The organism is Pseudomonas sp. MUP55 (assembly GCF_034043515.1).
In the GTDB taxonomy this organism is placed as follows: domain Bacteria; phylum Pseudomonadota; class Gammaproteobacteria; order Pseudomonadales; family Pseudomonadaceae; genus Aquipseudomonas.
Genome location: NZ_CP138214.1, coordinates 1,027,939 through 1,048,491 on the forward strand (window position 1 = coordinate 1,027,939; position 20,553 = coordinate 1,048,491).

Here is a 20,553-nt window from a genome sequence, read left to right on the forward strand (position 1 = left end):
AGGGGGCTTGCCCCCGATGGCGGTGGACCAGTTGATACCTGTGCCGGCTGACACCCTGCTATCGGGGGCAAGCCCCCTCCCACAATGGGATCTGCGCGCTTCTGACGAACTGAGCCCAATAAAAAGCCCGGCTGATCATCGATCAGCCGGGCTTTGTGTTACTGGAAACTGACTTACTTTTTCAAGCCGTAGTGCTCATCCAGCATGCCTGGGGCGTTCGGCGTTTTTGGCGCGTAGTCCCGTGGCGGTTCCTGGTTTTCCCGAGGCGGGGTCAGGCGTTCGCGGGGTGTTTGCGGTGCATCGGAATGCAGCGCGGCCAGCAGGCGCTGGCGGGTGATGTCGTCGAGGGCCAGGCGGTTAGCGCCATCGGCGAGATGATCCTGTACTTCCTGGTAGCTCTGGGTGAGCTTCTTGACCAGGGTCGCGGTGCTGTTGAAGTGGGTAACAACCTCGTTCTGATAACTGTCAAAACGTTCCTGAATGTCATCCAGCTGACGCTGCGTGCGGTTAGGCGCGGCATTGGGCAGCAGGCGGGCAACCAGGAAACCAATGGCGACACCGGCAACCAGGGCAAGAGTCGGCAACAACCAAACTAAGAGCGAGTGTTCCACGAGTCCTTCCTCTATAAACGGCTTTGCTTTACGTTAACGGCTCAAACCTGCGCTGTATACCGCGATTAAGCTCGCAATGATGCCATGCACAGACTTTTAGCTAGACGAGTCGACCCCTTGAGAGGTCACGGAGTTCATCCTTGCTCATGCGTGAAACCCCTGTTTTGATCGATGGCCCGGTGGGTCAACTGGAAGCCCTGTACCTGGATCACCCCGAACCACGTGGCCTGGCGCTGATCTGCCACCCTAACCCGGTGCAGGGTGGGACCATGCTCAATAAAGTGGTATCGACCCTGCAGCGCACCGCCCGCGATGCCGGTTTGATTACATTGCGTTTCAACTATCGTGGCGTCGGTGCGAGTGCCGGTAGCCATGACATGGCTACCGGTGAAGTCGACGATGCCGAAGCCGCCGCCACCTGGCTGCGGGAAAAACACCCTGAGCTACCGATGACGCTGCTGGGCTTCTCGTTTGGTGGCTATGTGGCCGCCAGCCTCGGTGGACGCCTGGAAGCCAAGGGTGAAAAGTTGGCGCACCTGTTCATGGTGGCTGCCGCGGTGATGCGTCTGCGTGATTCGGATGTTCTGCCACAGGATTGCCCCTTGACCCTGATCCAGCCGGAAACCGACGAAGTGGTCGACCCGCAAGTCGTCTACGACTGGTCCGCCGCCCTGAAACGCCCCCATGAGCTGCTGAAAGTGGCAGAATGCGGACACTTTTTTCACGGCAAGCTCACCGATCTGAAGGATCTGGTGCTGCCGCGCCTCTCGAATTGATAGCAGTCTGATAAGCGATTACCCATGACGACGCGTACCCGTATCCTCACCGGCATCACCACCACCGGCACGCCGCACCTGGGCAACTACGCTGGCGCGATCCGCCCGGCGATCCTTGCCAGCCAGGACGCCAACGCCGATTCCTTCTACTTCCTGGCCGACTACCACGCCCTGATCAAGTGCGATGACCCGCAGCGCATCCAGCGCTCGCGCATGGAAATCGCCGCGACCTGGCTGGCCGGTGGCCTGGACGTGAACCGGGTGACCTTCTATCGCCAGTCCGATATCCCGGAAATCCCCGAGCTGACCTGGCTGCTGACGTGCGTGGCCGCCAAGGGCTTGCTTAATCGCGCCCACGCCTACAAAGCCTCGGTGGACAAAAACGTCGAAGCCGGCGAAGACCCGGATGCGGGCATCAGCATGGGCCTGTACAGCTACCCGGTGCTGATGGCGGCGGACATTTTGATGTTCAACGCGCACAAGGTGCCGGTGGGTCGCGACCAGATCCAGCACGTGGAGATGGCGCGTGACATCGGCCAGCGCTTCAACCACCTGTTCGGCAACGGTAAAGAATTCTTCACCATGCCCGAAGCGTTGATCGAAGAAAGCGTCGCCACCTTGCCGGGCCTGGATGGCCGCAAGATGTCCAAGAGCTATGACAACACCATCCCGTTGTTCACCAGCGCCAAGGACATGAAAGACGCGATCTCGCGGATCGTCACCGACTCGCGCGCGCCCGGCGAGGCGAAGGACCCGGACAACTCCCACCTGTTCACCCTGTACCAGGCGTTTGCGAGCAAGGACCAGGCAGAAGCGTTCCGCAGTGAACTGTTGCAAGGCCTGGGTTGGGGCGAGGCGAAGAACCGTCTGTTCCAGTTGCTGGATGGCCAGTTGGGTGAAGCACGTGAGCGTTACCATCAACTGATGTCACGCCCCTCGGACATGGAAGACCTGCTGCTGGTCGGCGCCAAGAAGGCCCGTGCCGTCGCGGCGCCCTTCCTGGCACAGCTGCGCGAAGCAGTGGGTCTGCGTTCGTTCGTCAACCAGGCTGCGGCGCCGGTCGCCAGCAAGAAAAAGGCCGCGAAGGCCGCCCGCTTCGTGAGTTTCCGCGAAGACGACGGCAGCTTCCGCTTCCGCCTGCTGGCGGCCGATGGCGAGCAACTGCTGTTGTCGCGCAACTTCGCCGACGGCAAAGCGGCGGGTGCGGTGACCAAGCAATTGCAAAACGGCGACGCGTTGGACGTACGCACCGAGGCCCTGAGCTTCAGCGTATGGCTGGACGACGCTGCCGTGGCCGACAGCGCCGAGTTCGCCGACAGCGCCTCCCGTGATGCCGCTATCGCCGCCTTGCGCGTCGCGCTGACCCCTGCGCAGGATTAACCCGACCAAGGGTTGATTGCCATTATCCAGGGCCGTCGTTACAGTGACGGCCCGTTTTTGTTGCCTTGCTAACGAAATTATGACGCCCCTAGAACGATATCAAGCTGATCTGAAACGCCCTGACTTCTTCCATGACGCGGCCCAGGAAAATGCGGTGCGTCATTTGCAGCGCCTGTACGAAGACCTGGTCGCGGCCTCGCAAACCAAGCCGGGGATGTTCAGCAAGCTGTTTGGCAAGAAAGACCACACACCGGTCAAGGGCCTGTACTTCTGGGGTGGCGTCGGCCGGGGCAAGACGTACCTGGTGGACACCTTCTTCGAAGCGCTGCCCTTCAAGGAAAAGGTCCGCACTCACTTCCACCGCTTCATGAAGCGCGTGCACGAAGAGATGAAGACCCTGCCGGGGGAAAAGAACCCGCTGACCATCATCGCCAAGCGTTTCTCCGAAGAAGCGCGGGTGATCTGCTTCGATGAGTTCTTCGTCTCCGACATCACCGATGCCATGATCCTGGGCACCTTGATGGAAGAGCTGTTCAAGAACGGCGTGACCCTGGTCGCCACCTCGAACATCGTGCCTGACGGTCTCTACAAGGACGGCCTGCAGCGTGCACGCTTCCTGCCGGCCATTGCACTGATCAAGCAGAACACCGACATCGTCAACGTCGACAGCGGTGTCGACTACCGTCTGCGCCACCTTGAGCAAGCGGAGCTGTTCCACTTTCCGCTCAACGAAGCGGCCCATGACAGCCTGAAAAAAAGCTTCCGCGCGTTGACGCCGGAATGCACTCAGGCGGTGGAAAACGACAAGTTGATGATCGAGAACCGCGAAATCATTGCCTTGCGCACCTGCGATGACGTGGCCTGGTTCGACTTCCGCCAACTGTGCGACGGCCCGCGTAGCCAGAACGACTACATCGAATTGGGCAAGATCTTTCATGCCGTGATCTTGAGTGGTGTGGAGCAGATGGGCGTGACCACCGACGACATCGCGCGGCGTTTTATCAACATGGTCGACGAGTTCTATGACCGTAACGTGAAGCTGATCATCTCGGCGGAAGTCGAGCTCAAGGACCTCTACACCGGTGGTCGCTTGAACTTTGAATTCCAGCGCACCCTGAGCCGCCTGCTGGAAATGCAGTCCCACGAGTTCCTGTCCCGCGGGCACAAGCCCTAAGACCTACACAGTAAATGTGGGAGGGGGCTTGCCCCCGATAGCGGCCTGTCAGTATCAGATGTATTGACTGACACACTGCTATCGGGGGCAAGCCCCCTCCCACATTTGTCCTGTATAAAACCTGCTTACGCGGCCTGCTGGAACTGCTGCCGGTACTGGTTCGGTGACAACTCCGTGTGCTGCCTGAACAACCGCGCAAAGAAACTCGCATCGTCGTAACCCACCTCATAGCTGATGGTCTTGATGCTCTTGCGGCTGCCCGACAGCAGGCCCTTGGCCGTCTCGATGCGCAAGCGTTGCAGATAATGCAGTGGCTTGTCGCCCGTGGCGGTCTGGAAGCGGCGCATGAAGTTACGGATGCTCATGCCGTGTTCCCGCGCGACGTCTTCGAAGCGGAACTTGTCGGCAAAATGCTCTTCGAGCCAATGCTGGATCTGCAGGATGATCACGTCCTGGTGCAGCTTCTGCCCGCCAAAACCGATGCGCCCCGGCGAATAGCTGCGTTGCACTTCATACAGAATGTCGCGGGCCACCGCCTGGGCGATGTTGGCGCCGCAGAAGCGTTCGATCAGATAAATGTAGAGGTCGCAGGCTGAAGTGGTGCCGCCGGCGCAATACAGGTTATCGGCGTCGGTCAGGTGCTTGTCCTGGTTGAGCTGCACCTTGGGGAAGCGTTCGCTGAAGGCGTTGAAGAAGCGCCAGTAGGTGGTCGCCTCCTTGCCATCGAGCAGGCCGGCTTCGGCCAGCCAGAACACCCCGGTGGCTTCACCGCACAGCACGGCGCCGCGTGCGTGCTGTTCACGCAACCACGGCAGCACCTGGGGGTAGCGCGTGCACAAGGCGTCGAAGTCGTCCCAGAAGGCCGGTAATACGATGATGTCGGCGTCTTCCAGGCCGCCGTCCACCGGCATGATCACATCGCTGAAACTGCAGACCGACTGCCCGTCAGGGCTGACCAGGCGGGTTTCAAACGCAGGGGTCAGGCCCAGGCCTTGTTGTTTGCCGTAACGCAGGCTGGCGAGATGGAAGAAGTCCTTGGCTTGCATGAGGGTTGAAGCGAATACCCGATCAATGGCCAGAACGCTGACGCGCCGCAAGGGCGTGGAGATTTGGTTAGACATAATTTCATTTATTCTTATAGGGGAAAGTGGTCACCAGACGGCTGGATCGTCTTATTTTTTGTCGCATGTGTCCAGTGTCCCGTGACGTCTTCGCGGCATAGGCTCTGTGGGCTCGTCCTTGTCCGACAATCCATGCAGGTGACTCATGATTCCCAGAACCTTGTTCAGCCCCGAGCACGAACTCTTCCGCGAAAGCGTGCGCACTTTCCTTGAAAAAGACGCGGCGCCGTTCCATGGGCAATGGGAGAAACAGGGCTATATCGACCGTAGCCTCTGGACCCGGGCGGGGGAGGCGGGGATGCTGTGTTCGCACGTGCCGGAAGAATACGGTGGGCTGGGCGCGGATTTCCTGTACAGCGCGGTCGTGATTGAGGAGATCAGCCGACTGGGCTTGACCGGCATCGGTTTCTCACTGCATTCGGACATCGTCGCGCCGTACATCCTGCATTACGGCAGCGAAGCGCTGAAACACAAATACCTGCCCAAGTTGATCTCCGGCGAGATGGTCACGGCCATTGCCATGACCGAGCCGGGGGCCGGTTCCGACCTGCAAGGGGTGAAAACCACGGCGGTCCTGGACGGTGACGAGTATGTGATCAACGGCTCCAAGACGTTTATCACCAACGGTTACCTGGCCGAGTTGGTCATCGTGGTGGCCAAGACCGATCCCAAGGCCGGCGCCAAGGGCACCAGCCTGTTCCTGGTCGAGGCGGCCACGCCGGGCTTCGACAAAGGCAAGCGCCTGGAGAAGGTCGGCATGAAGGCTCAGGACACCTCGGAGTTGTTCTTCCAGGATGTGCGCGTGCCCAAGGAAAACCTGCTGGGCCAGGCGGGTATGGGCTTTGCGTACCTGATGCAGGAACTGCCCCAGGAGCGGCTGACCGTGGCGATTGGCGCGCTGTCTTCGGCTGAAGCGGCGTTGCAATGGACGCTGGATTACACCCGCGAGCGCAAGGCGTTTGGCAAGGCAATTGCCGACTTCCAGAACACCCGGTTCAAGCTGGCCGAGATGGCCACCGAGATTCAGATTGGCCGTGTGTTCGTGGATAAATGCATGGCGCTGCACCTGGAAGGCAAGCTGGATGTGCCCACTGCGGCAATGGCCAAGTACTGGGCTACAGACCTGCAATGCAAGGTGCTCGATGAGTGCGTGCAGCTGCACGGCGGTTACGGATTCATGTGGGAATACCCGATTGCTCGGGCGTGGGCGGATGCGCGGGTGCAGCGCATTTACGCGGGAACCAATGAGATCATGAAGGAGATCATTGCGCGGGCGCTTTGATCTTTGCTGCTGCCGAGGGCCTCATCGGGGGCAAGCCCCCTCCCGCATTTGACTGTGTTCACAAGTCCAAGTGTGGGAGGGGGCTTGCCCCCGATAGCGGCTTAAGGATCAATCAAGGCGCCGGATTCGGATGATCCTTCTGAATCGCCTCGATCCCATCCAGCACTTCCTTGGACAGTTTCAGATCAGCACTGGCAATGTTGCTGTCCAACTGCTCAAGAGACGTGGCGCCAATGATATTGCTGGTCACGAACGGCTGTTGCGTCACGAAGGCCAACGCCATCTGCGCCGGGTCCAGGCCATGTTCTCGCGCCAACGCGACATAACGGCTGCAGGCTGCTTCCGACTGCGGGTTGAAGTAGCGACTGAAACGGCTGTATTGCGTCAGGCGCGCCTTGGCCGGGCGTGCACCGCCCTCGTACTTGCCGCTGAGCATGCCGAACGCCAGTGGCGAGTAGGCCAGCAAGCCGCATTGTTCGCGAATCGCGATTTCTGCCAGGCCCACTTCAAAGCTGCGGTTGAGCAGGTTGTAGGGATTCTGGATAGACACCGCGCGGGTCCAGCCACGGGCTTCGGCCAGGGCGAGGAATTTCATGGTGCCCCACGGCGTTTCATTGGACAGGCCGATGTGGCGGATCTTGCCGGCCTTGACCTGTTCGTCCAGCGCTTGGAGGGTTTCTTCAAGTGGCGTGAGGTCGTCTTCGTCCTTGTGCTTGTAGCTCAATTGGCCAAAGAAGTTGGTGCTGCGCTCGGGCCAATGCAACTGGTAAAGGTCGATCCAGTCGGTCTGCAGGCGCTTGAGGCTGGCGTCCAGGGCCTGAACGATGTGCTTGCGGTTATGACGCAGGTAGCCATCGCGGATGTAATCGATGGTGTTGCCCGGGCCTGCGATCTTGCTGGCCAGGATCCAGTCGGCGCGGTCGCCACGGCTCTTGAAGTAATTGCCGATATATCGCTCGGTGGTGGCGTAGGTGTCGGCCTTGGGCGGTACCGGGTACATTTCCGCCGTGTCGAGGAAGTTGATCCCCGCGGCCTTGGCCCGTTCGATCTGTGCGAAGGCCTCTGCCTCGCTGTTTTGCTCACCCCAGGTCATGGTGCCCAAGGCAATCGCGCTTACGTTCAGATCGGTCCGGCCCAGCTGTCGATAATCCATCGGGTACTCCTTCAGGGGAAAACAATCATAAAAGCAGGTTGAATTTTTTTTCGCAATCTGCATAATTGCCCACCTCTTTCTGCAGTGGAAGTGATGCGCCGCCTGCCGAAGAATCTTGCCGTTGAACGGACGCGCTGACCCGAGCCCCCGATAGCGTCTGTATCCGGCTGCCTTTGACCTTGTCAAAGTACGCACTATTCAGTAAGATCCGCCGTCTAAATTTACAGGCGGCCCCTGAGGCTATTAAAGAATGACAACTTTTACTGCAAAACCGGAAACAGTTCAGCGCGACTGGTTTGTCGTCGACGCCGCTGGTCAGACCCTGGGTCGTCTGGCCACTGAAGTCGCCAGCCGTCTGCGTGGCAAGCACAAGCCTGAATACACCCCGCACGTTGATACCGGTGACTACATTGTCATCATCAACGCTGAGCAGGTTCGTGTGACCGGCAACAAAGCAAGCGACAAAATGTACTACCGTCACTCCGGTTTCCCAGGCGGTATCAAGTCTTCCAACTTCGAAGGCCTGATTGCCAAGAAGCCTGAAGCCCCGATCGAAATCGCGGTCAAAGGCATGCTGCCTAAGGGCCCACTGGGTCGCGATATGTTTCGCAAGCTGAAAGTCTATGCGGGCGCTGTACACCCTCATGCTGCTCAGCAGCCCCAAGAACTGAAGTTTTAACGGAATAGTTCATTATGTCGGCGACTCAAAATTACGGCACTGGCCGTCGCAAAACCGCAACCGCACGCGTTTTCCTGCGTCCGGGCACTGGTAACATCTCGATCAACAACCGCTCCCTGGACAACTTCTTCGGCCGCGAAACTGCCCGCATGGTAGTTCGTCAGCCGCTGGAATTGACCGAGACCGTTGAAAAGTTCGACATCTACGTCACCGTTATCGGTGGCGGTGTAAGTGGTCAAGCTGGCGCAATCCGCCACGGTATCACTCGCGCTCTGATGCAGTACGACGAAACCCTGCGTGGCGCTCTGCGCAAAGCTGGCTTCGTAACTCGCGATGCTCGTGAAGTTGAACGTAAGAAAGTCGGTCTGCGTAAAGCGCGTAAGCGTCCGCAGTACTCGAAGCGTTAATTCGCTTTACGTTCCACAAAAACGCCCAGCCTCCTCACGGAGCTGGGCGTTTTTTATTGCCTGCGATTTATGCACATTTTTCGCCGTGACAACTTGCCACATCCGTAGACCCCCTATACTACAAGGGCTAGGGGTGGAGGCCCGGGCAATTCCCTTGTCATACGTGGGGCTTTTCATTACCATCCGGTCAAAATTTTTATAAGTAAAGATTCAATACTTAGTAGACGCCTGATTTAACAGGCCAAAAAGCTGATGGGAGAGGACTGAATGAGCAATGACGGCGTGAATGCAGGCCGGCGTCGCTTCTTGGTAGCAGCCACATCCGTGGTGGGTGCTGCAGGAGCGGTGGGGGCTGCGGTCCCGTTCGTGGGGTCATGGTTTCCCAGTGCCAAGGCGAAAGCCGCAGGTGCACCGGTGAAGGTGAATGTCAGCAAGATCGAGCCAGGGCAGCAGATGATTGCTGAATGGCGCGGCCAGCCAGTATTCATTGTTCGTCGTACCGAGGAAATCCTGGGGAATCTGAAGAAGATCGAAGGCCAGTTGTCTGACCCGAAATCCGAAAATTCCGACCAGCCCGCCTACGCCAAGAACGAAGTGCGCTCCATCAAACCAGAGATTCTGCTGCTGGTTGGCCTCTGTACCCACCTGGGTTGTTCTCCGACCTTTCGCCCGGAAGTCGCGCCCGTCGACTTGGGCAAGGATTGGGTCGGCGGTTATTTCTGCCCGTGCCACGGTTCTCATTACGACCTCGCCGGCCGTGTCTACAAATCCCAGCCCGCGCCCCTGAACCTGCCGGTTCCTCCGCATACCTACGAAACTGACGACCTTATTGTCATTGGCCTCGATAAGGAGAACGCGTGATGAGCAAGTTCATGGATTGGGTGGATGCGCGCTTCCCCGCGACCAAAATGTGGGAAGACCATCTCAGCAAATATTACGCGCCAAAAAACTTCAATTTCTTCTACTTCTTCGGTTCCCTGGCGCTGCTGGTGCTGGTCAACCAGATCGTCACCGGTGTGTGGCTGACGATGAGCTACACGCCGTCGGCGGAAGAGGCGTTCGCCTCCGTCGAATACATCATGCGTGACGTCGAATACGGTTCGATCCTGCGCCTGCTGCACTCCACCGGCGCGTCGGCGTTCTTCATCGTCGTCTACCTGCACATGTTCCGTGGTCTGCTCTACGGCTCCTACCAGAAGCCCCGCGAGCTGGTGTGGGTGTTCGGCATGCTGATCTACCTGGCGCTGATGGCCGAAGCGTTCATGGGGTATCTGCTGCCCTGGGGCCAGATGTCGTACTGGGGCGCGCAGGTGATCATCTCGCTGTTCGGTGCAATCCCGGTGATCGGCAATGACCTGACGCAGTGGATCCGCGGTGACTACCTGATCTCCGGCATCACCCTGAACCGCTTCTTCGCCTTGCACGTGGTCGCGTTGCCGATCGTGATTCTGGGCCTGGTGGTGTTGCACATCCTGGCGCTGCACGAAGTGGGTTCCAACAACCCGGATGGTGTGGATATCAAGAAGCACAAGGATGAGAACGGCATCCCATTGGATGGCATTCCCTTCCACCCTTACTACACCGTGAAAGACATTGTCGGCGTGGTGGTGTTCCTGTTCGTGTTCTGCTCGATCGTGTTCTTTTTCCCGGAGATGGGTGGGTATTTCCTGGAGAAGCCTAACTTCGAACAAGCCAACGCCTTCAAGACCCCCGAGCATATTGCGCCAGTGTGGTACTTCACACCGTTCTACGCGATCCTGCGGGCGATCCCCGACAAACTCATGGGCGTGATCGCCATGGGCGCGGCGATTGCGGTGCTGTTCGTGCTGCCTTGGCTGGACCGCAGCCCAGTCAAGTCCATGCGCTACAAGGGCTGGCTGAGCAAGATCTGGCTATGGGTGTTCTGCATCGCCTTCGTGATCCTGGGTGTGCTGGGCGTCTTGGCGCCGACCCCTGAGCGTACGTTGCTGTCGCAGGTCTGCACCTTCCTGTACTTCGCCTACTTCATTCTGATGCCGTTCTACACCCGGCTCGAGAAGACCAAACCGGTTCCGGAAAGGGTGACTGGCTGATGAAAAAATTATTTGTTGCACTCGTGCTTGCGGCGCTGCCGCTACTGTCCCTGGCTGCCGAGCATGGCGCCGAACTGGAAAAAGTCGACATCGACGTCTCCGATAAAGCCGCTCTGCAAGATGGCGCACGCACCTTCGCCAACTACTGCATGGGCTGCCACAGCGCCAAGTTCCAGCGCTATGAGCGGGTTGCCGATGACCTGGGTATCCCCCATGAGTTGATGCTGGAAAAACTGGTGTTCACCGGGGCCAAGATCGGCGACCACATGAACATCGGCATGAAACCGGCGGACGCCAAGGCCTGGTTCGGTGCAGCACCGCCTGATCTAACCCTGGTGGCGCGCGTGCGTGGCACCGACTGGCTGTATGGCTACCTCAAGTCCTTCTACGAAGACCCGGCCCGCCCCTGGGGCGTGAACAACAAAGTGTTCCCGAATGTTGGCATGCCTAACGTTCTGGTCGGCCTGCAAGGGCGCCAAGTGGTAGGATGCAAGCAGGTTCAGGTCGTTGAAGACGGCAAGAAGCAATATGATCCGTTGACCGGCACGCCGCTGACTCATGAAGCGTGCGACCAACTGACCATCGTGCCCAAGACCGGTACGCTGAACGAAGAGCAGTTCGACGAGAAGGTCAAGAATCTGGTGACCTTCCTGGCCTACTCGGCCAACCCGGTCAAACTGCAGCACCAGCGCATCGGTACTTATGTGTTGCTGTACCTGGCTTTCTTCTTCGTATTCGCCTATCTGCTCAAACGCGAGTACTGGAAGGACGTGCATTGATCCAACCGTAAGCAATTGCTGTTAATCTTGCGCGCCCAGCGGCATCTCTGAACACGTAGCGTCGGTTTTACCGCACGTTACAGAGATGCTCTCTGGGCGCGCTCGTTTTTGAGCTTTCGATAATTTCAACAAGCGAGGAGGACCGCCATGGGCGTGACCAATCGGTTGGCCTGTTACTCCGACCCCGCCGACCACTATTCCCACCGAGTACGCATCGTGCTCGCAGAGAAGGGTGTCAGCGCCGAGATCATCACTGTGGAGGCGGGCCGTCAGCCGCCGAAACTGATCGAAGTGAACCCTTACGGCAGCTTGCCCACCCTGGTCGATCGTGACCTGGCGTTGTGGGAGTCGACCGTGGTGATGGAATACTTGGATGAGCGTTACCCGCATCCGCCCCTGCTGCCGGTGTACCCGGTGGCGCGTGCCAACAGCCGCCTGCTGATCCATCGGATCCAGCGTGACTGGTGCGGGCTGGTGGATGTGATTCTGGATTCGCGTTCAAAAGAAGCTGCTCGGGTACAGGCGCGTAAGGAATTGCGCGAGAGCCTGACCGGTGTTTCGCCGTTGTTCGCCGATAAACCTTTTTTCCTCAGCGAGGAACAAAGCTTGGTGGATTGCTGCCTATTACCCATACTCTGGCGCTTGCCGATTCTGGGCATTGAACTGCCACGGCCGGCCAAGCCGTTGCTTGATTACATGGAGCGCCAGTTCGCGCGTGAGGCTTTCCAGGCGAGTCTGTCTGGTGTCGAACGCGACATGCGCTAAGGCTTAAGGAGCCGCTGATGAACTCCAGTCGACCCTACCTGGTCCGCGCGCTCTATGAGTGGATTGTGGACAACGATTGCACCCCGCACATGCTGGTCAATTCCGAATTTCCTGCGGTTCAGGTCCCGCAGGGTTTTGCCAGTGACGGGCAGATTGTCTTGAACGTATCGCCCAGCGCCGTGCGCCATCTGCACATGGACAACGAAGCGGTCAGCTTCGAAGGGCGTTTCGGCGGCGTGCCGCATACGCTGTTCGTGCCGATCGGCGCCATCCTCGGGATTTATGCCCGTGAAAACGGCCAAGGCATGGTGTTCGATCTGGAGTCGCCTTTCGAGGACGACGAAACGATCGAAGACGAAGGCGGCGATGATCTGCCACCGGACAATGAGCCGCCGCGCCCTACCGGCCGGCCGAGCTTGAAAGTGGTGAAGTAAGCGGCTGTTGCCTTCGGGCAAGCCTGAAAAATGCCTCGGCGGTTGCCGGGGCATTTTTTTGCCTGCCCCACAGAGATGAAAGTCACCACAGGAACGGTGATCGTACAACCGCCATGGGCTATGATGCATCTTTAGTTCGCCGAGAAAGATGATTCATCATGGAAAACGCCAACGCCGCCCCACGTCTGCCCCGCAAGCGTCGCAGCCTTGCCCAGGAATTGGTCACGGTGTTGTCCGAACAGATTCGCGACGGCCAGCTCAAGCGTGGCGACAAGCTGCCCACCGAGTCGGCGATCATGGATGCCCATGGTGTCAGCCGCACCGTGGTGCGCGAAGCCATTTCGCGCTTGCAGGCGGCAGGGCAGGTGGAGACGCGGCACGGTATCGGCACCTTTGTGCTGGATACGCCAAGCCCGAGCGGTTTCCGAATCGATCCGGCCACCGTCGTGACCTTGCGTGATGTACTGGCGATCCTGGAGCTGCGTATCAGCCTGGAAGTGGAGTCTGCCGGTCTGGCGGCTTTACGCCGCAGCGACGAGCAGCTCAGCGCGATGCGTGCGGCCCTCGATGCGCTTAATGAAAGCGCGGCCCACGCAGGCGATGCAGTCGCCTCCGACTTCGCCTTTCACCTGGAAATTGCGCTCTCTACCGGCAACCGTTATTTCACCGACATCATGACCCACCTGGGCACCAGCATCATTCCGCGTACCCGCCTGAATTCAGCGCGCCTGGCCCATGATGACCAGCAGCATTACATGGGCCGCCTGAGCCGCGAGCATGAAGAAATTTACGAGGCCATCGCACGCCAGGATTCGGACGCGGCGCGGGCGGCGATGCGGCTGCATTTGACCAACAGTCGCGAGAGACTGCGTCATGCCCATGAAGAGGCAGAGGCGCAGCGTGGCTGAAACATCGACCTGTAGGCGCGAGCAAGCTCGCGCCTACAGAAGATCTCAACCGTTAGCGGGTGGGTTGATTGGGTGTGTAGTCCTTGAGCAACAAATAGGTACTCCAGCCCCACCAGTCATTCGTCCAGCGCTTGTCGTTCAGATCATTCACCTCCTTGCGACGCAACACCTTGTCCCCCTCCATCTTGAACAGCGGCGAGAAGTTATTCGCCGGGTTCTGCACGGCATTCAGGTCCGGCACATACAGCGGTGCCTTGAAGGCGGCCGGTGAGGGCGCCACGCCGCTGAGGAATGTCTCGAAAATTTCATCGGCCGAGGCTTGTACCGCCTGCTTAACCTGAGCCCGGTTGTCCGCATCGATCGTATCGAAGTAGCGTTTATCGCCATAGGCGTGCCATTGAGCCCCCATGGCATTGCGCACCTTGAGGCCGAACTTGCTGTCTTCGTCATGCATGAAGCGACTGATCAGCGAGCCCAGCTCTCCAGGCGTGACCACCGCCGCCAGTTGCTTGCGTGGGACGCGCAAATGGCCGGCGGAAAACAGGTCGGTGAGGAAGTGATCGGCGAAGCTGTTCATGGCATACGCCAATTCCAGTGCCTGGTCGGTGCCGGTTTGGTGCGCGACGACCGCCTGCTGCAACGCCGCAGTGTGGCCCGCCAGGTAGGCGGACAATGCCCATTCGCCAAAATGGTCGGCATTGTCCGCCGCCAGTTTCAGGTAGCGCCCCAGCGGGATCAGTGCCGAAACCGCACTGCCGCCGCCTGTGATGCGGTTCCACTCCTCGGACAACGTATCACCCAGGGCGTCATACGCTTCGTGCGCTTGCTTGCCGTCCTTGATGGCCTGTTTGACCGCGTTGATCTCTTTTTGCATGACCGCCAGGATCTTGCCTGCTTCTTCTCGCGAAGCAGGCAGTACCGCCAGTGAATGGAAGGCTGCGGTGAAACGTTGCACGCGGTCGGCAGGGGAGGCGCCATCGCAGATAGGTTGGCCGGGAATGCCATAAAAGTCGCCTCCCAGGGCAATCACCTGGCCATAGGTCAGCGCCAGCCCGTTGGGCAAATGCAGTTCCACTTGCCGCGCAGGGATCGCCGCGGCGTCTTTGGCAAAACGCAACAGCGTATCGTCGCCGATAGCGGTGTGTTCACCCCCTTCGAAACGCAGGGTAGGGCGGTGATTGGTGGGTACGGCGTATTCAAGACCTGACATGTTAGCTCCTTGCTATGTCGTGAGAATCTTCCTTAATTGCTGTATGCATATACAGCTTAGGCGAGCATAGAGGGAAAATTTCTTACGTCAAGAAACGCATTTAAACGGCGAGCCTGGAGGAAGGTTGATGAATTGCAGTTGACGAATCTTTTTATAGTTGTACGATGACGTACGACATCAACTAAACCAACAACAACGCTTTCTCAAGAAAGTCTTCGCCCAGGGTGTTCGAATAATGAATCCACAAGAACTGAAGTCCATCCTCTCCCACGGTCTGCTGTCTTTCCCGGTGACCGATTTCAACGCCCAGGGTGACTTTCACCAGGCGGGCTATATCAAGCGTCTGGAATGGCTTGCCCCGTATGGCGCCACTGCGCTGTTCGCTGCAGGCGGCACCGGTGAGTTTTTCTCCCTGGCCGCCAGCGAATATTCCCAGGTGGTGAAGACCGCTGTTGATACCTGCGCCACCAGCGTGCCGATCCTTGCCGGTGTCGGTGGGGCCACCCGCCAGGCTATCGAGTACGCTCAAGAAGCCGAGCGCCTGGGGGCCAAAGGCCTGCTGCTGCTGCCGCACTACCTGACTGAAGCCAGCCAGGACGGCGTTGCCGCCCACGTTGAAGCCGTGTGCAAATCGGTCAAGATCGGCGTGGTGGTGTACAACCGCAATGTCTGCCGCCTGACCGCGCCGCTGCTCGAACGCCTCGCCGAGCGCTGCCCGAACCTGATCGGCTACAAGGACGGCCTGGGTGACATCGAACTGATGGTGTCGATCCGCCGTCGCCTTGGCGACCGTTTCAGCTACCTCGGCGGCCTGCCGACTGCAGAAGTTTACGCTGCTGCCTACAAGGCCCTGGGCGTGCCGGTGTACTCCTCGGCGGTGTTCAACTTCATCCCGAAAACCGCGATGGATTTCTACCACGCGATTGCCAAGGATGATCACGCCACCGTCTCCAAGATCATCGACGATTTCTTCCTGCCTTACCTGGACATCCGTAACCGCAAGGCCGGCTACGCGGTGAGCATCGTCAAGGCAGGTGCGAAGATCGCCGGCTACGACGCCGGCCCGGTGCGCACCCCGCTGACCGACCTGCTGCCGGAAGAATACGAAGCCCTGGCCGCGCTGATCGACAAGCAAGGCGCGCAATAACTTATCAACAAGGCCGCTGAGCAATCAGCGGCCTTTTGCGTCAGGAGAAGATTCGTGTCCCAAGCAAAGCGTTTCGAGAACTACATCAACGGCGAATGGGTAACCGGCGCTGACTACTGCAGCAATATCAACCCGTCGGATCTTTCCGATGTGATTGGCGAATACGCCAAGGCAGACGTCGCCCAAGTCAACGCCGCTATCGAGGCTGCCCGCGCCGCCTTCCCGGCCTGGTCCACTTCCGGCATCCAGGCGCGCCACGATGCGTTGGATAAAGTCGGCAGCGAAATCCTCGCCCGTCGCGAAGAACTCGGCACGCTGCTGGCCCGGGAAGAGGGCAAGACCCTGCCCGAAGCCATCGGCGAAGTGACCCGCGCCGGTAACATTTTCAAGTTCTTCGCTGGCGAATGTCTGCGCCTGTCTGGCGACTATGTGCCGTCGGTGCGTCCGGGCGTCAACGTGGAAGTCACCCGTGAAGCCCTCGGTGTGGTCGGCTTGATCACCCCCTGGAACTTCCCGATCGCCATCCCGGCCTGGAAAATCGCCCCGGCCTTGGCCTACGGCAACTGTGTGGTGATCAAGCCGGCCGAACTGGTACCCGGCTGTGCCTGGGCCCTGGCTGAAATCATCTCCCGCGCCGGTTTCCCGGCCGGGGTGTTCAACCTGGTGATGGGCAGCGGCCGCGTCGTCGGCGATGTGTTGGTCAACAGCCCGAAAGTCGACGGCATCAGCTTCACCGGCTCGGTGGGCGTGGGCCGTCAGATCGCGGTCAGTTGCGTGTCGCGCCAGGCCAAGGTGCAGTTGGAAATGGGCGGCAAGAACCCGCAGATCATTCTCGACGACGCCGACCTCAAGCAAGCCGTCGAGCTGTCGGTGCAGAGCGCGTTCTACTCCACCGGCCAGCGTTGCACCGCGTCGAGCCGCCTGATCGTCACCGCCGGCATCCACGACCAGTTCGTCGCGGCGATGGCCGAGCGCATGAAGTCGATCAAGGTCGGCCACGCACTCACCAGCGGTACCGACATTGGCCCGGTGGTTTCCCAGGCCCAGTTGGACCAGGACATGAAGTACATCGACATCGGCCAAAGCGAAGGTGCGCGGCTGGTCAGCGGTGGCGGTCTGGTGACCTGCGACACCGAGGGCTACTACCTGGCGCCGACGCTGTTTGCCGACAGCGAAGCCGCCATGCGCATCAGCCGTGAAGAGATCTTCGGCCCGGTGGCCAACGTGGTGCGGGTGGCCGATTACGAGGCAGCGCTGGCCATGGCCAACGACACCGAGTTCGGCCTGTCGGCAGGTATCGCCACCACGTCGTTGAAGTACGCCAACCACTTCAAGCGTCACTCCCAGGCCGGGATGGTCATGGTCAACCTGCCGACCGCCGGCGTGGACTACCACGTTCCTTTCGGTGGTCGTAAGGGCTCATCCTACGGTTCGCGTGAGCAGGGTCGCTATGCGCAAGAGTTCTACACCGTGGTGAAAACCAGCTACATCGGTTCGTAACCCGTAGGAGCGAGCTTGCTCGCGAAAAACTCAAGGGCACCGCGTGCATCCTGAATGCCTGCGTATTCGTTGACGTTTTTCGCGAGCAAGCTCGCTCCTACAAGACGCAGCATCAAGCAATACATAACTATTACCCGCAAAAAAAATAATTAGTGGGAGTACTTCTACATGCAAGCGACCAAGCCGACCCACGTCCGCTATTTGATCCTGCTCATGCTCTTTCTGGTGACCACGATCAACTACGCCGACCGTGCCACTATCGCCATCGCCGGCTCCAGCCTGCAAAAAGACCTCGGCATCGACGCGGTCACCCTTGGTTATATCTTCTCTGCATTCGGTTGGGCCTACGTCGCCGGTCAAATTCCCGGTGGCTGGCTGCTCGACCGATTCGGCTCGAAAAAAGTCTATGCCCTGAGCATCTTCACCTGGTCACTGTTCACCGTGCTGCAAGGCTATGTCGGTGAATTCGGTGTCTCCACCGCAGTCGTGGCGCTGTTCATGCTGCGCTTTCTGGTGGGCTTGGCCGAAGCGCCTTCGTTCCCGGGCAATGCGCGCATCGTGGCGGCGTGGTTCCCCACGGCTGAACGCGGCACGGCATCGGCGATCTTCAACTCTGCGCAGTACTTCGCCACCGTGCTGTTTGCACCGTTGATGGGCTGGATCGTCTACAGCTTCGGCTGGCAGCACGTGTTTATCGTGATGGGCGCGATTGGCATCGTCTTCTCGCTGGTCTGGCTGAAAGTTATCCACAGCCCGCGCCAGCATCCGATGATCAACGAGGCCGAGTTCAATCACATCGCCGCCAATGGCGCGATGGTCGACATGGACCAGGACAAGGGCAAGGGTAAGAAAACCGACGGTCCGAAGTGGGATTACATTCGCCAATTGCTGACCAATCGCATGATGCTCGGCGTGTACCTGGGTCAGTACTGCATCAACGGCATCACGTATTTCTTCCTGACGTGGTTCCCGGTGTACCTGGTGCAGGACCGTGGCATGACCATCCTCAAGGCCGGTTTCATCGCTTCGCTGCCAGCGATCTGCGGGTTTATCGGCGGTGTGCTCGGCGGAGTGATTTCCGACTACCTGCTGCGCAAGGGCCACTCCCTGACCTTCGCTCGCAAGGCGCCGATCATTGCCGGCCTGCTGGTCTCCAGCAGTATCATCGCGTGTAACTACGTGGACGTTGAATGGATGGTGGTGGGCTTCATGGCTTTGGCCTTCTTCGGCAAAGGCGTTGGCGCACTCGGTTGGGCGGTGGTTTCCGATACCTCGCCCAAACAGATCGCCGGCCTCAGTGGTGGCTTGTTCAATACCTTCGGTAACCTGGCCTCCATCACCACGCCGATTGTGATTGGCTACATCATCAGCACCACCGGCTCGTTCAAATGGGCCCTGGTGTTCGTGGGTGCCAACGCGTTGGTGGCGGTGTTCAGCTACCTGGTCATTGTCGGCCCGATCAAGCGCGTGGTGCTCAAGGAGCCGCCAAGCAAAGGGCCTGAGTTGACCAACCTTTCCCAAGCGCATTCTTGAGGTTCGTGTGATGCAGTTGATTGAACATGCCGACTCGCCGCGCTCGATTCGTTTGCACGAGCGCGACAATGTGGTGATCGTGGTGAATGATCAGGGCGTACCGGCCGGGACTGAATTCCCGGACGGCCTGGTCACGGTGGATTTCATCCCCCAGAGCCACAAGGTGACCCTGGAAGATATCCCCGAAGGCGGCCAGATCATTCGCTACGGGCAGACGATTGGCTACGCGCTGGCGCCGATCCCGCGTGGCAGCTGGGTGCAGGAAGACCAGCTGCGCATGCCCACCGCGCCGCCGCTGGACAGCCTGCCGTTGTCCACCGAGGTGCCTGAAACCCAGGCGCCGCTGGAGGGCTTTACCTTCGAGGGCTACCGCAACGCCGACGGCACCGTGGGCACACGCAACATCCTGGGTATCACCACCACGGTGCAGTGCGTGACCGGCGTGCTGGACCATGCCGTCAAGCGCATCAAGGACGAGTTGCTGCCCAAGTACCCCCACGTCGATGACGTGGTGGCGCTGACCCATAGCTACGGCTGCGGCGTGGCGATCACGGCGACCGATGCCTACATCCCGATCCGTACCGTGCGCAACCTGGCGCGCAACCCGAACCTGGGCGGCGAAGCCCTGGTGATCAGCCTGGGCTGCGAGAAACTGCAGGCCGGGCAGGTGATGCACGACAACGACAGCTCCGTCGACCTGAGCGAGCCCTGGCTGTACCGGTTGCAGGATTCCAGCCACGGTTTTACCGAGATGATCGAACAGATCATGGCGCTGGCCGAGGTGCGCTTGAAAAAGCTCGACCAGCGCCGCCGCGAAACGGTGCCGGCGTCCGAGCTGATCCTGGGCATGCAATGCGGCGGCAGTGATGCGTTTTCCGGTATCACCGCCAACCCGGCGCTGGGTTACGCGTCAGACCTGTTGCTGCGTGCCGGGGCGACGGTGATGTTTTCCGAAGTGACCGAAGTCCGGGACGCGATTTACCTGCTGACGTCTCGGGCTGAGAGCAAGGAAGTGGCTCAGGAACTGGTCAGGGAAATGGACTGGTACGACCGTTACCTGGCCAAGGGCGAGGCGGATCGCAGTGCCAATACCACGCCGGGCAACAAGAAGGGCGGGCTGTCGAATATCGTCGAGAAGTCGTTGGGCTCCATCGTCAAATCCGGCAGCAGCGCGATCAACGGCGTGCTGGGCCCCGGCGAGCGCTTCAAGGGCAAGGGCCTGATTTTTTGCGCAACCCCGGCCAGTGACTTCGTGTGCGGCACCTTGCAATTGGCGGCGGGCATGAACCTGCACGTGTTCACCACTGGACGTGGCACGCCTTACGGCTTGGCGATGGCGCCGGTGGTGAAGGTGTCGACGCGCACTGAGCTGGCGCAGCGTTGGCCGGACCTGATCGACATCGACGCCGGGCGCATCGCCACCGGGCGCGCGAGCATCGAGGAACTGGGCTGGGAGCTGTTTCACTTCTATCTGGATGTGGCCAGCGGCAAGAAGCAGACGTGGGCGGAGCGGCACAAGCTGCATAACGACATCACCCTGTTCAACCCGGCGCCGATTACCTGAAGACCGGGTCGCCTGCATCGGGGGCAAGCCCCCTCCCACATTTTGTCCGCGTTCAGCC

General features: G+C 59.6%; 20 protein-coding genes. 16 read left to right on the forward strand and 4 right to left on the reverse strand.

Features of this window, described 5'->3' with window-relative positions; all coding sequences use genetic code 11:
- Window positions 1–173 precede the first annotated feature (173 nt).
- The gene (locus SC318_RS04480; protein WP_003171734.1) at window positions 174–611 is read right to left on the reverse strand and encodes a Z-ring associated ZapG family protein; all 438 of its coding nucleotides are present in this window, start codon (window positions 609–611) and stop codon (window positions 174–176) included.
- Window positions 612–757: 146 nt separating this feature from the next.
- Between SC318_RS04480 and SC318_RS04485 the strand changes: the two genes are divergently transcribed.
- The 3 genes from SC318_RS04485 (at window position 758) to zapE (ending at window position 3,941) form a co-directional block, all read left to right on the forward strand.
- Window positions 758–1,387 carry an alpha/beta hydrolase gene (locus tag SC318_RS04485; RefSeq protein WP_320429818.1) on the forward strand — a complete coding sequence of 210 codons (630 nt, stop codon included), beginning with the start codon at window positions 758–760 and terminating at the stop codon, window positions 1,385–1,387.
- A 24-nt stretch (window positions 1,388–1,411) separates the two neighbouring features.
- Window positions 1,412–2,767 carry a tryptophan--tRNA ligase gene (locus tag SC318_RS04490; RefSeq protein ID WP_320429819.1) on the forward strand — a complete coding sequence of 452 codons (1,356 nt, stop codon included), beginning with the start codon at window positions 1,412–1,414 and terminating at the stop codon, window positions 2,765–2,767.
- 79 nt (window positions 2,768–2,846) lie between these two features.
- Window positions 2,847–3,941, forward strand: coding sequence for a cell division protein ZapE (zapE, locus tag SC318_RS04495; RefSeq protein ID WP_320429820.1), 1,095 nt, complete (start codon window positions 2,847–2,849; stop codon window positions 3,939–3,941).
- Window positions 3,942–4,066: 125 nt separating this feature from the next.
- Here zapE and SC318_RS04500 read toward each other — a convergent pair whose 3' ends face one another.
- On the reverse strand, window positions 4,067–4,987 hold the full coding sequence (locus tag SC318_RS04500; RefSeq protein ID WP_175538057.1) for a GlxA family transcriptional regulator: 921 nt from the start codon (window positions 4,985–4,987) through the stop codon (window positions 4,067–4,069).
- Window positions 4,988–5,207: 220 nt separating this feature from the next.
- Here SC318_RS04500 and SC318_RS04505 point away from each other — a divergent pair, with 220 nt between their 5' ends.
- Complete coding sequence (locus tag SC318_RS04505) at window positions 5,208–6,344, forward strand: acyl-CoA dehydrogenase family protein (protein ID WP_320429821.1); 1,137 nt, start codon at window positions 5,208–5,210, stop codon at window positions 6,342–6,344.
- A gap of 112 nt (window positions 6,345–6,456) precedes the next feature.
- On the opposite strand, the gene SC318_RS04510 is transcribed toward SC318_RS04505, so the two are convergent.
- Complete coding sequence (locus SC318_RS04510) at window positions 6,457–7,497, reverse strand: NADP(H)-dependent aldo-keto reductase (RefSeq protein WP_320429822.1); 1,041 nt, start codon at window positions 7,495–7,497, stop codon at window positions 6,457–6,459.
- A gap of 250 nt (window positions 7,498–7,747) precedes the next feature.
- On the opposite strand from SC318_RS04510, the gene rplM reads away from it, so the two are divergent.
- From rplM to SC318_RS04550, 8 genes are all read left to right on the forward strand, one after another.
- Window positions 7,748–8,176, forward strand: coding sequence for a 50S ribosomal protein L13 (gene rplM, locus SC318_RS04515; protein WP_003188508.1), 429 nt, complete (start codon window positions 7,748–7,750; stop codon window positions 8,174–8,176).
- A gap of 14 nt (window positions 8,177–8,190) precedes the next feature.
- Window positions 8,191–8,583 carry a 30S ribosomal protein S9 gene (gene rpsI / locus SC318_RS04520; protein WP_002555064.1) on the forward strand — a complete coding sequence of 131 codons (393 nt, stop codon included), beginning with the start codon at window positions 8,191–8,193 and terminating at the stop codon, window positions 8,581–8,583.
- A gap of 267 nt (window positions 8,584–8,850) precedes the next feature.
- Window positions 8,851–9,444, forward strand: coding sequence for a ubiquinol-cytochrome c reductase iron-sulfur subunit (petA, locus tag SC318_RS04525; protein ID WP_034118089.1), 594 nt, complete (start codon window positions 8,851–8,853; stop codon window positions 9,442–9,444).
- Entirely contained in the window at window positions 9,444–10,655 is a 1,212-nt protein-coding gene (locus tag SC318_RS04530; protein WP_003171746.1) for a cytochrome b, read from the forward strand. Before petA ends, SC318_RS04530 begins: the two co-directional genes overlap by 1 nt.
- Window positions 10,655–11,434 carry a cytochrome c1 gene (locus SC318_RS04535; RefSeq protein ID WP_124422374.1) on the forward strand — a complete coding sequence of 260 codons (780 nt, stop codon included), beginning with the start codon at window positions 10,655–10,657 and terminating at the stop codon, window positions 11,432–11,434. Before SC318_RS04530 ends, SC318_RS04535 begins: the two co-directional genes overlap by 1 nt.
- A 147-nt stretch (window positions 11,435–11,581) precedes the next feature.
- On the forward strand, window positions 11,582–12,199 hold the full coding sequence (locus SC318_RS04540; protein WP_320429829.1) for a glutathione S-transferase N-terminal domain-containing protein: 618 nt from the start codon (window positions 11,582–11,584) through the stop codon (window positions 12,197–12,199).
- Between the two features lie 17 nt (window positions 12,200–12,216).
- A complete protein-coding gene (locus tag SC318_RS04545; protein WP_320429830.1) occupies window positions 12,217–12,633 on the forward strand; it encodes a ClpXP protease specificity-enhancing factor in 417 nt (138 codons plus the stop codon).
- 158 nt (window positions 12,634–12,791) lie between these two features.
- Window positions 12,792–13,541: a FadR/GntR family transcriptional regulator gene (locus SC318_RS04550; RefSeq protein ID WP_320429831.1), complete on the forward strand. Its 750-nt coding sequence runs from the start codon at window positions 12,792–12,794 to the stop codon at window positions 13,539–13,541.
- A 52-nt stretch (window positions 13,542–13,593) separates the two neighbouring features.
- Here SC318_RS04550 and SC318_RS04555 read toward each other — a convergent pair whose 3' ends face one another.
- On the reverse strand, window positions 13,594–14,751 hold the full coding sequence (locus SC318_RS04555; RefSeq protein ID WP_320429832.1) for a phospholipase: 1,158 nt from the start codon (window positions 14,749–14,751) through the stop codon (window positions 13,594–13,596).
- Window positions 14,752–14,986: 235 nt separating this feature from the next.
- Between SC318_RS04555 and kdgD the strand changes: the two genes are divergently transcribed.
- The 4 genes from kdgD to garD all read left to right on the forward strand — a co-directional run bounded on the left by kdgD (window position 14,987) and on the right by garD (window position 20,495).
- Window positions 14,987–15,898, forward strand: a complete 912-nt coding sequence (gene kdgD, locus SC318_RS04560; protein ID WP_104501658.1) for a 5-dehydro-4-deoxyglucarate dehydratase — start codon at window positions 14,987–14,989, stop codon at window positions 15,896–15,898.
- Between the two features lie 54 nt (window positions 15,899–15,952).
- Window positions 15,953–17,398: an aldehyde dehydrogenase family protein gene (locus SC318_RS04565; protein ID WP_320429833.1), complete on the forward strand. Its 1,446-nt coding sequence runs from the start codon at window positions 15,953–15,955 to the stop codon at window positions 17,396–17,398.
- 168 nt (window positions 17,399–17,566) lie between these two features.
- Window positions 17,567–18,931 carry an MFS transporter gene (locus SC318_RS04570; RefSeq protein ID WP_306491616.1) on the forward strand — a complete coding sequence of 455 codons (1,365 nt, stop codon included), beginning with the start codon at window positions 17,567–17,569 and terminating at the stop codon, window positions 18,929–18,931.
- 10 nt (window positions 18,932–18,941) lie between these two features.
- Window positions 18,942–20,495: a galactarate dehydratase gene (gene garD / locus SC318_RS04575; protein WP_320429834.1), complete on the forward strand. Its 1,554-nt coding sequence runs from the start codon at window positions 18,942–18,944 to the stop codon at window positions 20,493–20,495.
- Window positions 20,496–20,553 lie beyond the last annotated feature (58 nt).

Coding starts and splice junctions, on each gene's coding strand:
- SC318_RS04555 (WP_320429832.1), bottom strand. CDS start 14,751: ATGTCAGGTCTTGAATACGCCGTACCCACCAATCACCGCCCTACCCTG.
- kdgD (WP_104501658.1), top strand. CDS start 14,987: ATGAATCCACAAGAACTGAAGTCCATCCTCTCCCACGGTCTGCTGTCT.
- rplM (WP_003188508.1), top strand. CDS start 7,748: ATGACAACTTTTACTGCAAAACCGGAAACAGTTCAGCGCGACTGGTTT.
- SC318_RS04485 (WP_320429818.1), top strand. CDS start 758: ATGCGTGAAACCCCTGTTTTGATCGATGGCCCGGTGGGTCAACTGGAA.
- SC318_RS04540 (WP_320429829.1), top strand. CDS start 11,582: ATGGGCGTGACCAATCGGTTGGCCTGTTACTCCGACCCCGCCGACCAC.
- SC318_RS04550 (WP_320429831.1), top strand. CDS start 12,792: ATGGAAAACGCCAACGCCGCCCCACGTCTGCCCCGCAAGCGTCGCAGC.
- SC318_RS04505 (WP_320429821.1), top strand. CDS start 5,208: ATGATTCCCAGAACCTTGTTCAGCCCCGAGCACGAACTCTTCCGCGAA.
- SC318_RS04500 (WP_175538057.1), bottom strand. CDS start 4,987: ATGCAAGCCAAGGACTTCTTCCATCTCGCCAGCCTGCGTTACGGCAAA.
- rpsI (WP_002555064.1), top strand. CDS start 8,191: ATGTCGGCGACTCAAAATTACGGCACTGGCCGTCGCAAAACCGCAACC.
- SC318_RS04535 (WP_124422374.1), top strand. CDS start 10,655: ATGAAAAAATTATTTGTTGCACTCGTGCTTGCGGCGCTGCCGCTACTG.
- zapE (WP_320429820.1), top strand. CDS start 2,847: ATGACGCCCCTAGAACGATATCAAGCTGATCTGAAACGCCCTGACTTC.
- garD (WP_320429834.1), top strand. CDS start 18,942: ATGCAGTTGATTGAACATGCCGACTCGCCGCGCTCGATTCGTTTGCAC.
- petA (WP_034118089.1), top strand. CDS start 8,851: ATGAGCAATGACGGCGTGAATGCAGGCCGGCGTCGCTTCTTGGTAGCA.
- SC318_RS04570 (WP_306491616.1), top strand. CDS start 17,567: ATGCAAGCGACCAAGCCGACCCACGTCCGCTATTTGATCCTGCTCATG.
- SC318_RS04545 (WP_320429830.1), top strand. CDS start 12,217: ATGAACTCCAGTCGACCCTACCTGGTCCGCGCGCTCTATGAGTGGATT.
- SC318_RS04530 (WP_003171746.1), top strand. CDS start 9,444: ATGAGCAAGTTCATGGATTGGGTGGATGCGCGCTTCCCCGCGACCAAA.
- SC318_RS04490 (WP_320429819.1), top strand. CDS start 1,412: ATGACGACGCGTACCCGTATCCTCACCGGCATCACCACCACCGGCACG.
- SC318_RS04510 (WP_320429822.1), bottom strand. CDS start 7,497: ATGGATTATCGACAGCTGGGCCGGACCGATCTGAACGTAAGCGCGATT.